Annotated in this window: 11 protein-coding genes; 3 read left to right on the forward strand and 8 right to left on the reverse strand. The window is 32.4% G+C overall.

From position 1 onward, the window contains the following. Positions 1–6 precede the first annotated feature (6 nt). Together MY533_RS13815 and MY533_RS13820 are read left to right on the forward strand one after the other, a co-directional pair. A complete protein-coding gene (locus MY533_RS13815) occupies positions 7–909 on the forward strand; it encodes a tetratricopeptide repeat protein (protein WP_248716423.1) in 903 nt (300 codons plus the stop codon). Then, on the forward strand, positions 902–2,143 hold the full coding sequence (locus MY533_RS13820; protein WP_248716424.1) for an ATP-binding protein: 1,242 nt from the start codon (positions 902–904) through the stop codon (positions 2,141–2,143). Before MY533_RS13815 ends, MY533_RS13820 begins: the two co-directional genes overlap by 8 nt. Positions 2,144–2,216: 73 nt before the next feature. On the opposite strand, the gene MY533_RS13825 is transcribed toward MY533_RS13820, so the two are convergent. The 3 genes from MY533_RS13825 to comX form a co-directional block, all read right to left on the reverse strand. Then, complete coding sequence (locus tag MY533_RS13825; RefSeq protein WP_248716425.1) at positions 2,217–3,509, reverse strand: serine hydrolase domain-containing protein; 1,293 nt, start codon at positions 3,507–3,509, stop codon at positions 2,217–2,219. Between the two features lie 223 nt (positions 3,510–3,732). Continuing rightward, the gene (locus tag MY533_RS13830; RefSeq protein WP_371873259.1) at positions 3,733–5,970 is read right to left on the reverse strand and encodes an ATP-binding protein; all 2,238 of its coding nucleotides are present in this window, start codon (positions 5,968–5,970) and stop codon (positions 3,733–3,735) included. A 92-nt stretch (positions 5,971–6,062) separates the two neighbouring features. Then, positions 6,063–6,224 (reverse strand): competence pheromone ComX, encoded by a 162-nt coding sequence (comX, locus tag MY533_RS13835; RefSeq protein WP_132356698.1) that lies wholly within the window; start codon positions 6,222–6,224, stop codon positions 6,063–6,065. A gap of 487 nt (positions 6,225–6,711) precedes the next feature. On the opposite strand from comX, the gene MY533_RS13840 reads away from it, so the two are divergent. Continuing rightward, entirely contained in the window at positions 6,712–7,941 is a 1,230-nt protein-coding gene (locus MY533_RS13840; RefSeq protein ID WP_248716427.1) for a DUF418 domain-containing protein, read from the forward strand. Positions 7,942–8,466: 525 nt separating this feature from the next. On the opposite strand, the gene MY533_RS13845 is transcribed toward MY533_RS13840, so the two are convergent. The 5 genes from MY533_RS13845 to MY533_RS13865 form a co-directional block, all read right to left on the reverse strand. Then, a complete protein-coding gene (locus MY533_RS13845) occupies positions 8,467–8,826 on the reverse strand; it encodes a hypothetical protein (RefSeq protein WP_248716428.1) in 360 nt (119 codons plus the stop codon). 135 nt (positions 8,827–8,961) lie between these two features. Then, on the reverse strand, positions 8,962–9,135 hold the full coding sequence (locus MY533_RS13850; protein WP_248716429.1) for a hypothetical protein: 174 nt from the start codon (positions 9,133–9,135) through the stop codon (positions 8,962–8,964). A 75-nt stretch (positions 9,136–9,210) separates the two neighbouring features. Continuing rightward, complete coding sequence (locus MY533_RS13855) at positions 9,211–9,381, reverse strand: hypothetical protein (protein WP_248716430.1); 171 nt, start codon at positions 9,379–9,381, stop codon at positions 9,211–9,213. An 820-nt stretch (positions 9,382–10,201) separates the two neighbouring features. After that, entirely contained in the window at positions 10,202–10,669 is a 468-nt protein-coding gene (locus MY533_RS13860) for a hypothetical protein (protein ID WP_248716431.1), read from the reverse strand. Positions 10,670–11,125: 456 nt separating this feature from the next. Beyond that, the gene (locus MY533_RS13865) at positions 11,126–11,740 is read right to left on the reverse strand and encodes an Imm43 family immunity protein (protein WP_248716432.1); all 615 of its coding nucleotides are present in this window, start codon (positions 11,738–11,740) and stop codon (positions 11,126–11,128) included. Positions 11,741–11,750: the final 10 nt, after the last annotated feature.

An 11,750-nucleotide genomic window follows, 5' to 3' on the forward strand; every position in this document is an offset into this window, starting at 1 on the left:
TATATTATGAGTGAATTTGAAGAATATGATGAATATGAAGAACCATCCTTTGAAGTTATCGAGCATTATTTTTATATAGGGAAATATCCCCAGGTTATTGAGCTTATTAACGAGGAATTACATGACAATATTGAAAATAGCCGGCTTTGGTATATGTTAGCTTACAGTAACTATGCAATAAACAAATTTGACGAGGCTGAAAAACAATTTCATGAAGCGATGCGATTAGGATTCGATGAGGAAATCATATTTTATTTTCTCGGCCATCTATACATGGAAACCGAGCGATGGCAAGAAGCAGAAAAAGCCTTTCTTGAATCACTTCGTTTAAATCCAAATAATGCAGAAACACATGCAGGCTATGCTGTTTTAATGAAACAAACAGGATATCGTAATAAATCAAAGTTATTAATCAATAAAGCATTAGAATTAGATCCGGACAATTCATATGTATTACGGAGAAACTTTATTTTACAAGGTGTACATGGAAGTAAAGAACAACAAATCCTTGCATTAGAACAATATATGAATTCAGCAGATAGTGAAGTAGCAAAATTGTTGCACCTCGGAATAAATGCCTCCTTCCGAAATAACGAAAAAGAAGCGAAAGAATATTACAGACAAGCCTTTCTTTTAAATCCTGAGGATCAAACATTACTAGCTCTATTAGAAGAGATGGAAATTACAACCCACCCTCTGCTAGCGCCTAATCGTTTTATAGAGCGTTTAGGGGGGCCAGCTATCATTTGGCTTGTAGGGATTGGGCTAACCTTTTTATTATTAGCACTAGGGTTTGATAGTATAGCCATGCTGTTTTTAAAATGCTATGTAATACTTGCACTTTATACATGGATATCAGTTCCATTGGCTAAGGGACTAAGAAAAATAAGGGGTTATACATATGGATAAAATTAAATGGTTACAGCAAATGGTGGAACAAAGCCCAACTGACCCTCAAGCACATTACTGGCTTGGAAAAGAGCTTGCTGAAAACGATCGTTGGCTAGAAGCGATACAATCGTATTCAACAGGCATTTCTCTCTGTACAGATGATACACTACGTATGGAAATCATAAATGAATTAACAAAAACGAGTTTGCAAATTCAGCAAACGAAGTCAGATGAAATGATTGAGACTACTGAAGACATTGCCGCTTCAGCAGAAGAATTGCTTGAAAGAGAAGACAAAAGTGAAGAAACCGAGACGCATCAAATAATAGATTTTACACCTAGGTTAAAAATTATTGATGGTAAAGCCCCTAAAGCAGTAAAAAAAGGGAAGGAACAAATCACTTTTACGGATGTTGCTGGGCTGGATGACTTAAAAAAGACCATTACTTTACGTATTATTAGCCCATTTTATAACAAAGGTCTATTTGCTAAGTTTCGAAAAAAAGTAGGCGGCGGTGTACTGCTCTATGGTCCCCCTGGTTGTGGAAAAACATTTATTGCCAAGGCAACCGCTGGTGAATGTAAGGCTAATTTCTATCCTGTTCATATTACAGACATATTAAATCGCTATATTGGTGAAAGTGAACAAAATTTAAAAGCGGCTTTTGATAAGGCACGTTTTCAAAAGCCAAGTATTATGTTTTTTGATGAAGTAGACACGATTGGTATGAGTCGGTCTAAAGCTTCTGAATATACTCGAGGAATGATCGACACATTCCTTACAGAGTTAGAGGGAATTGATACAAGCACAGATGAAGTACTTATTATGGCTGCTACAAATACCCCTTGGGATATCGATAGCGCCTTAAAGCGCCCTGGTCGATTCGACCGTCTCATCTTTGTCGCGCCACCAGATAAAAAAGCGAGAGAGCAAATTTTTAAATTAAAGCTAGCGGGCAGATATGCTGAAGAAATAGATGTCGAAACACTAGCTGCTCAAACTGAGTTTTTCTCAGGTGCAGACATTGAAAATACGATTGAATTAGCTACTGAAAATGTACTTGCTGAAATTTTAGCAACCGGTGATGAACGTCCTATCACCACTAATGATTTATTACACGTTTTAGAAGAGGTACAGCCATCTACATTAGAATGGTTACGCACTGCCAAAAACTATGTGAAATACGCAAATCAATCAGGACTTTACAATGATGTCGAAAAGTATCTTCGTGTTCACGCTAAACGCATATAATGAATAACATCAAAGAGACATCTCAACTATGATTTGGGATGTCTCTTTCTAGTTTCAAAATATAATATTCCATCTATTGCTTATGAAGCATATAAGTTTTTTCATAACAATCGATGTATTCTATGCGCTCTATTTCGCCTGATAATGAATAATAAAAGATCAATCGTTCATAAATCATCTCGGTTAAAAAAGCAGTTTTCGTAGCATCATGACTAATTGGTATAAGCTTAAATTTATATAATGCGCCATACATCTTAGGGACCGTTAAATAAAGCTCTTCATTTTTAATAGAAATAGTAAGTACTTTATTTTCCATTAAATATTGCCCCTCGATAGATTCATTCTTTGTGAACGTTACCGGAACTGCAGGGGCCAATGAAGATACATTTCTATCAAAAACAATCTTTGCAATCTCTCTACTTAAGTGCATGACAGGTGTAACATTCATATTGCTTAAAAAGATAATCGTAACTTGGTCATCGACAAATCTAAGGAAATCACTTGAATACCCGCTAATATCTCCAAAATGATGCACACATTTTTTCCCCATTACTTCAGAGACCATCCAGCCACACGCATAGGATCCAAGATTTGGAGTCAACATTTTCTCTGTTAATTCTTTGCGAAGTAATTTGGATGATGTTAATGCCTGATCCCAAATAAATAGGTCCTCTGTTGTAGAATATAAACCGTAGGAACCTAATGGAAATGACATATCTGCATACGCTGCATGAATGGGCTCTTCCCAAAATGAATAACCAGAAGCTAAACCTGGTATAAGCTTCACCCCATTATCACAGCCTGTATGATCCATACCTAATGGGTGACATATATGCTGCTGTATGTAATCTGCATAAGACATGTCTGAAACTTTTTCAATAATAGCCGTTAACAACGCGTACGCTGAATTTGAATAGCCAAATTTACTACCAGGTTCAAACTCTAATTCCCTTTCTTTAAAGGAATCAATAAGCTGATCTAATGTTGATGGCAATCTCATTGTGCGAAACCAAAAATCAGGCGTATTAGTATAATTAGGTATTCCGGAGCTATTCGTTAAACAATGAAATATCGTTATTTGTTGACCATTCGGAAAATCATGTAGATATTTTCCTACCCCATCATCTATATTCAATTTTTGCCTTTCATGCAATTGAAATATAGCCATCGCCGTAAATGCTTTCGTAAGTGACCCTATACGAAATTTAGTTGTTGGTACATTTCGGATACTATGCTCCCAATTCGCCATACCAAACCCTCTGTTTAAAAGAATCTTCTCATTAGAGGCAATTAATAAAGTACCATTCAAATAACCATTTCGATTAAAAGAATTTACCCAATTATTTAACCGTTCTTCTAATAGCATGTGCATTTCTCCTTACTAGAATGACTAATCATACTTTAAATTTTTTACCTGATAAGTTACCAAATTCGCATATTTTGAAGTTGTTTTGCAGAAACCAGCCCTTCATTTTGTTGCGTTTTCTTTCTACTTCAATACAAAAACTCCCAATCCAACTCGTGCTGTAATTTCGACGAGAAGATTAGGAGGTGTTAACATCGTTCATATCTTTCTTTCTATTCATATATTATCCTCTACTAGGGGTTGACCTTCTATTATAAGTATCGCAGTCATAGGAATGGGTATGATTTCCTTCTTTTATTTTAATTCGAATGGACATTCCTTCTCCTACATTGGTATTGATAGAAAACTGACCATTAAATGCCTGTACCCTCTCTTGCATCCCCCTGATTCCCATTGAATCAGAAACAATAATGCCATCCATTTTACAGCCTACACCATCGTCTGAATAAATTATTTCAAAGCCATCTGCTGTTTCTAACAAATGAATTTCGACAGTATTGGCATACGAATGTTTTAATGCATTGTTTAACAACTCTTGAAAAAGCCGATAAATCATTAAGTTTAAACGCTCATCTTCTAAATAGAGACGATCCATTGTGTAAACTAAAACAAAATCCGCACGTTTATGAACTTTTTGAATAAGCTTTTCAAGCGCAGCATTTAAGCCTAGTGTATCTAATAATGGTGGCTTCAAATTTTCACAGTAGCCTCTTAAATCATTCAACGATGCAATCATATGATCATGAATCTTAGTAAGGTTCACCTGAATATCCGTTGTCCTCTTCGCATGAATACATACATCCATTTCTCGAGCAATATGAAGCTGCTCTTGTAAAACCGTATCATGAAGCTCTTGCGCTAATTGATATTTTTCTTGTTCAAAGCGTAGCCAAAGTAGTTTATTGAGCCATGGTAGCTGACTTTTATCAGCCTCTTTCATATGCTTTAACTGTTCTAATAGATCCTCCACCATTTTCGTGTTTTCAATAAAATTATTTACATATAAAAGTAATAATTCAAGCCATAATAATTCCTCATCCTTTAAATAAATCGATTTATTATGGTCTACGACTAGTATTCTTTTATAATTTACATCTTGGTGGATAAAAGCTATATAAAAATGCTCCGTTTTCTTTACATCCCCCATGCGGAGATTTTCAAGTAATATTTCGTCCATTTGATTTTGGGTATATTCTTTTGATGTACTTGTGGAAGTAACTTGATGCGTTTGCAAATCATAGGTTAATACGTAAACATGTTTAATCTCAAGGTGTAAAGCAATTTCTTGAACAAATTTATCCAGCAAATCTTCAATCTTCACGACCCTACCAATACTATCAACTGTCGTATACAATCGATGGATATAATCCCCCTTTGTTGAAAAAAGAATTTTTCGCTTATGATAATCTATTTTCTCTTTAATGTAGAAAAGTGCTATTAATGATAAGAAGGCAAAAAAGAATAACTCCGCCATTCTTGAAATAGACAAATCTGTAATTACATACAGACCTACTAATAACCAAATCGTAAAAACAAATGAAAAATTAAAGTAATAGCGTAAACGGGTAATAAAATATTCCATATCAAATATACGTTCAGTGAGCTGTGTACATATAAAACTATATGGTATGAACATTAAGAATAAGGAGCATATTTCGGCAGAAAGTATATATTTATGGGAAATAATCTCAGGTATAGCAAACAAAAAAAGGAATGGTAAGAATGGGATAATAATACTTAGTAAAAAAATTTTCAATTGTGGGGTCTTATATTTTGAATAACCTATCCCCAAAATACAAAGAATTATTATTAATAAAATAAAAAATAACCACAAGGTAAAGTTAGAGAATAAAGTATTTGTAGAGGGGAAAACGATGCTAAAAATACTAAGAAAAACTATAATTAAAGGTAGTATATATAGTATTTTAATGTTGTAAATTAATAACCATTTTAAATTCAAGAATAAAAAATAATTTCTTAAAAAGTGAATCAAAAGAACAAGACAAAGTAGCATACTACTTCGATTCACAACTGTTCCAACACTATCTAATCTTCCTGATGCACCAATACTAACATAGGCTAAAGATACAGATAGAATAAAAAGAATAAGTAAATTTATTAGACTCGAGTTCTTTTGTTTCTTGTATAAATAGAGAGAAATAATTAAACTTAATAAATAATAAAATGCTGGTAAAAAAAATATATAGAAAAGTTGTTCAGGAATGTCAAATGGTTTTATTTGTATATGAATTAACCGTCTATCTTCTTGTTTCTCCAACGTTAACTCTTTAGCTACCCTAATTACAGGATCATATTTAATAATATTTAATTCATTAATATTATTACCATCAACTTCTAAAATAATATCCCCTGCTGAGATATTTTGCTTATTTGCCCACTCCTTAAAATATGGTTCTATTACTAGCCATTGTCCATTCTCTTCTTTCAATTTAATTCCCAAATAAGGCGTGCTATAAGTAACATATAGCAAATAGCTCCCAAATATGAGGTAAGTACTTATAGCAAGCCATAGCCAATTATTTTTTAAAAAGTTTAGTGCCAAAAGCCACTTTCCAAACATATCTCTTCATCGTCAAAGGATGTTATGATTGCTTTCTGCTCAAGTTCAGTAACACCAACTAGAGAAGCTTTTTTTTCTTTTAACAAAGTTACCATCGACGGATTTTGCTCTAAAAATTGAATCATTTTAATCATAAAATCTCCTCATTTCATTAGTTTGTTTATTACCTTTTACACATAGTTACATCTTTTAAAGTATGAATATATTCAAACTGATCTTACTAATTCTTTTCCAAGGAATTAATAACCATTAATGTAACTACAACTTCATTGTACCATCATTTTACATACTTTCAACAATATTTTCTATAAAATACTAAAAAATAATAGATTACGTAGCATTTTCACAAAATGTACTAATTTTCGCAATACTTCGTTATAACGCTATTATAAATTTCTACCATCCAACAGTAAAGTTGGAATATTTTTAGTAAAGGGAAACGGCTTTTTAGGATACTCCCTAATATCCTCAATTTCCCTCCCTAACTTTTCGATTTATAAATTACAATGCCTTAATTTCCTTATAAAATCTTGATATTTATTATTTATAGTCATTAACAAAGGTTTTTTCAACAATAGCCATTTGTTGAAAGAACAAAATAACCATGAAAAGGATGATTATATGAAGCAAAAGCTTTCACCCATCTCTGCCAAAGAGCGGATTGAAACACTTGATGTATTAAGGGGGTTCGCATTATTAGGAATTATATTAGCCAATATTGTTTGGTTCCTTTATCCGGCCTATATGCAGGAAGATCTAAGTTTTAAAAATGAATGGACTTCTTTTTGGAATCAAGCCGATTATACCGTTCATACTATTATTACTATGTTTGTCGATGGAAAATTTGTCATGCTGTTCTCTATGTTGTTCGGTTTTGGCATGGTCATTATGCAGGAAAGAGCCGCCGCAAAGCGACTAAACTTTTGGGGAATTTATTTTAGACGACTTATTGCGCTCTTTATTTTTGGTTGTATCCACGCTTATTTCATTTGGTTCGGAGATATTTTAACAGACTATGCAATCTTAGGATTATTACTCCTTTTCCTGCATAAGTTAAAACCTAATGTTATGTTAATCATTAGCGTAACTTTATATAGCTTATATTTTGGATTATTTACGTTAGGGGCTCTATCCTCCGATTCTACGATGATGTCAATGACCATGTCAGAGGAAAGTCGTCAGCTTATGCAATTTACAATAGATGCCCATCAAAATGGAAGTATTCAACAATTAATGAATGCTAATTTTATGGAAAGAACTTATTATACAATGCGTAATGGATTATATGTTCTTTCTCTAGGCAACCCTATATTTTATTTATTTACAAATCTTCCGTACTTACTAATGTTCTTATTCGGAGCGGCTGTTGCGAAGAAAAAATGGCTTCACCGTTTTGAAGAATATCGAAAAGGCTTTTTCATTACGTGGTTGCTTACATTTATTTTTGGGGGAACATTGTGCTGGATCTTACCATTCCTTTTCGAAAATTTTTCTGCTGTTCAATATATTAGCTCACCATTCCTAACTATCTTTTATGCTATTAGCTTGATCTTTATTTATCATACGGTGAAAGGAAAGAAAGCTATACAGTGGTTAGCGTTCCCTGGGAGAATGGCATTCACAAACTATATCGGACAATCTATTATATGTACATTGTTATTTGGACCATTTGCATTTGGCGTATACGGAAAACTCCACTTAACGACAGCTATCATCATTGCGATTGTCATTTTTATTTTCCAGGTGATTTTTAGTAAGCTTTGGTTATCCAAATTCCGCTTCGGGCCACTTGAATATGTTTGGAGGTCATTCACTTATTTAGGTATTAAAAAGGAATCTAAAAATGCATAGGTTAGGTGATCATCAACTGCAATTAAGTTAGTTCTCGATAATGAACTTAGGGGCTGTTAATTGTTAATTGACAGCCCCTCTTTGCTTTTCTATACCCTAATGATTTTCCGGCTCTTTTTGCCTTTTATCCTTCTATGCTGGCACCTTAGAGGCAATCCCGTCAGTAGAATTCATTAGCATAATTTATTTAGTTTTTATTTTAGCAACCGGGCGTCAATCTTTGGTAAACGAGAATGTTGATATAGTTCTGTTACTTGATAGTAATCCATTACTTTTTCAAAATCATCTGCTAGTTCATGAATGTTAATAATGTTGACATTTTCGCTCTTACAATAAGCGCAATCTCATTGTTCACCAAAAGACCTAATTTTCAATATTAAATACTCATCGCTAAAACAAAATTAATAGAAAATAGTCTCGGACATAAAAAGTCATGGCGAGTCTATTTTCTATTTGTACATGGGCTTCGTTTTACTTTTCTAAACTGACGTCTACTTTTTTGAGAATGATCCAGTCCTTCAGTCCTTAATCCCATCTTCTGCTTGAATATTGCTCATAAAAATTATCAATATCTGCCTGGCTTAGTATTTTCATATCATTAAAAAGACTATCAAGAATATCTTCAGCAATCTCTACATCTTCTACACAACCTGTATTTTTTGCCAGAAGTTCTAACACTACTTTTATTATATATCCTCTGTCTGCATCAAAAAGAGTACTATCATTATAAACTTGAATTATTAATTTTTTTATTAGTTCTTTGTTCTTTTTGTTTTCAATGTAATCTTCCACTTCACTTTTGAATTGATTATTGTAGTAGTTTTTGTAGTAGTTCTTTAAAGAATTCCTAATTTTGTCAATTTCACTTTGATAATCTATTTTCATAATTTAATAACACCTTCCCTTTTTATGGATATAACGGCACTTTTAGGTATTTCATCTGGTATTAGAACCTCAGCTGTCTTCATTGCAAACTTATAGCTCTACTTCGTTTATCCCGATTTTAGGTAATACTTTCAACTATTGTGAGCGGTTGCCTATTTCATCATAGCTACTCGCAATGAAATAGTCATTATGCCACTCTTTGATCACTTGGCCAGATTGGTCTCGTTCGAGTTTTACTTTCACATGCTCATTTTCGGTCTCAATTAACGAACCATTTTTGTCATAGCAAAACGTTTCCCATGTCTTCATAATAATCGGCTCGAATGACATTTCCTAAATTGTCATGTTGATACGCTGTCCAACGATCACCTGGTCGTTAAATTCTCATAACCAACCCTGAAGACTTCGCTCATACGTTTTTTCTATCTCCTCAAATCCGATTTCCTTAATAATATTTCCTTTCGTATCACGTTCAAATTGATACGCTTCGCCCTTTTTATTGATGACAGCGGTTAACTGCTCCCCTGTATCTGGTGAATTTGACTTTCTTCCCACATTGTTCTCGGGATATCAAACTGCCAAGAATTGTGTAATCAAAGGCTACTTGCATATGGTTATCTTTCGCAAAAACAATATCGTCATAGGCATTGTACTTTAATTGAACATCGTTAACATCTGAAAGATTTGCTATCTCGAACAGAACGTATGTAATCATTACTGTTTTTATACACTTTTTTAGTGCAACTTATCCAGCTACTTTTTTAAATTATCTAAAAACACCTTTTACCAAATATTAGATAAATTCATGTAATCTCTATATTAATGCATACTATCGATTTTTGATTTCTCGTGGCAAAAAAACTATTCCAAAATCAAAATAGAAAATAAATAAACAAAAAACAAAAGTAAAGAAAGTACTTATTTCGCTTCTTTACATTTGTTTTTAAATCTTAATAAATACATTATTATCAAGAAAATAATATAATCGTAGTAAACAGCACTATTCAAGTATATTCTTTAGTATTATCCCATGATCATTTCTGACTTTGATAGTTTTGTTTTTTCAAGCGCGTAATTAACTGCATCTGTAAAAAGATCCTCTACAACGAATTCAGGAAGTGCTTTATAAAACGAAAAAGTCTTTCCATCTTTAGCATGGCAAGTACTCGATTAGTACCTAGATCAACTTTTATCAGTTGGTTTCCAACTTTAGCTTGTTTTATACCCGGAGATTCATCTGCTAGAAATTGCTACTGTATATTTCGAAATAATTCCTCTCTTAACAAAAAAAACATATGTAAAGGAGATTTTTTAAATTCTTCTTTACATATGTTTTGAAAATAAAAGAAAATACTAATAGTATCGTATTAAGCTCTTAACTGATAAAATTATACAAGCCACTCTTCTTCTCTTTATGAATAACTTCCAGCATATTAAACAATAACTTAACATTGTTACTTTTCTCTGCATCAGTCAAGATGGTATAGATATAGTTATGCACAGGACAACAATACTTTTCATCTTCAGAGACTACACAATAGCCCCTATTATCATTTTTCTCTATCTGCCTCCACTTCCAACCGTATTTTTTTTCTATAATGGATCCATATAATGAACCAACTTCAAATGCTATTTCTTCAACTTCTTCGTCTGTAAATTTATTATCTCTATAATGAGACAACGCTGATTCAATATTGTCGAGTGACATTAAATAATCATCAATATCTATTATTTCTAATTTTTTCTGACTCAAAACAGATAAGCGTTTTATTTCATCCATTTCTTCATTTTTTAGTTTGCGAACCTTAAGATTATCCTCATTAACTAACCAATTTCCTAGCATAATTCTTTCCCCCTTAGGACTTTTCCAGATTTTATTTTCCCTTATAACTTAACTTGTCATTTATAAAGTCTTTTAAACATAGCAACAACATTGATTCATGTTTCCAATCACCTTTTATAATGCTGTCTCCTAGACTTCCTCTCCTATTAAAGTTGCAATTCCAAAAAGAGAAGGGAAATCATCGGAATTATAGAACTTTAAAGAACATCTGCTTAACTTTGAAAAAATTTTGTAATAAATTTTATTCCAAAAAGGAGTAGCAATAAAATCCGCTTTCTAGATTCATGCTACTCCTTAAATGTAGGTTTAAATTTTATTCCAAGTATAACCACCAAGTATTAATTTCAGATTTTAAACACTCAATCAATAAAGATACAACTTTAACTAAAAAATAAGTTATACCTTACAGTTTTTGTTATTTTCGTAATCTTTGTTTCTAATAATAATCCTACAATATTAAGGTTTATACACATCAGCTTCATTAGACGGGACAAAGGTTATGCCCTTCAATTTAAGTTTTTCAGCTTCATTTTTAAATTCTTCTGAACAAAATAATATATTTAAAATCTTAGTATTATCTATTAGAAAAACATCTGAAAGAATATTCGATTTTTTCAGTTGTAAATCCCATATTTTTTTTATACGCCCATTTTGCTTATAAAATTCAATATTTGATTTTTCCATATCTATTACATCTTCTAACCTATCATAAAATCGCACATAATAATATTCCTTTGAAGATATGCTTTTTTTATGTTTGTTCACCATATGCAATTTAGTGTAATGAAAATTGTTGATTCCAAATTTTAATAATAGATTTATAAATTCTGATGATATGAAAAAACCTTCACTATCCCATCTTAAATCGAACTCATAACCTCTATCCTTAGAAACAAACCATAACTCTTTAGGTAATTCTGTTACAATATTTCTAGTGGTTCTCCATTCTCCATCATCAGAGTCTCTTGCTTCAAAAGGATTTTTTTCAAAGAATTCTGTATGCAATATACCCTCTAGTAAAGTCGGACAAAATTTGTCCTCCTTTTCAAAAATCGCAAAAATATTTTCCATCTTAAGAACC

The sequence above is a fragment of the Lysinibacillus sp. Ag94 genome, assembly GCF_023242215.1.
In the GTDB taxonomy this organism is placed as follows: Bacteria; Bacillota; Bacilli; order Bacillales_A; family Planococcaceae; genus Lysinibacillus.

Excerpts from the sequence above, each read along its gene's own strand:
- MY533_RS13815 (WP_248716423.1), top strand. The coding sequence starts at position 7 with ATGAGTGAATTTGAAGAATATGATGAATATGAAGAACCATCCTTTGAA.
- MY533_RS13820 (WP_248716424.1), top strand. The coding sequence starts at position 902 with ATGGATAAAATTAAATGGTTACAGCAAATGGTGGAACAAAGCCCAACT.
- MY533_RS13825 (WP_248716425.1), bottom strand. The coding sequence starts at position 3,509 with ATGCTATTAGAAGAACGGTTAAATAATTGGGTAAATTCTTTTAATCGA.
- comX (WP_132356698.1), bottom strand. The coding sequence starts at position 6,224 with ATGATTAAAATGATTCAATTTTTAGAGCAAAATCCGTCGATGGTAACT.
- MY533_RS13840 (WP_248716427.1), top strand. The coding sequence starts at position 6,712 with ATGAAGCAAAAGCTTTCACCCATCTCTGCCAAAGAGCGGATTGAAACA.
- MY533_RS13845 (WP_248716428.1), bottom strand. The coding sequence starts at position 8,826 with ATGAAAATAGATTATCAAAGTGAAATTGACAAAATTAGGAATTCTTTA.
- MY533_RS13850 (WP_248716429.1), bottom strand. The coding sequence starts at position 9,135 with ATGAAGACATGGGAAACGTTTTGCTATGACAAAAATGGTTCGTTAATT.
- MY533_RS13860 (WP_248716431.1), bottom strand. The coding sequence starts at position 10,669 with ATGCTAGGAAATTGGTTAGTTAATGAGGATAATCTTAAGGTTCGCAAA.
- MY533_RS13865 (WP_248716432.1), bottom strand. The coding sequence starts at position 11,740 with ATGGAAAATATTTTTGCGATTTTTGAAAAGGAGGACAAATTTTGTCCG.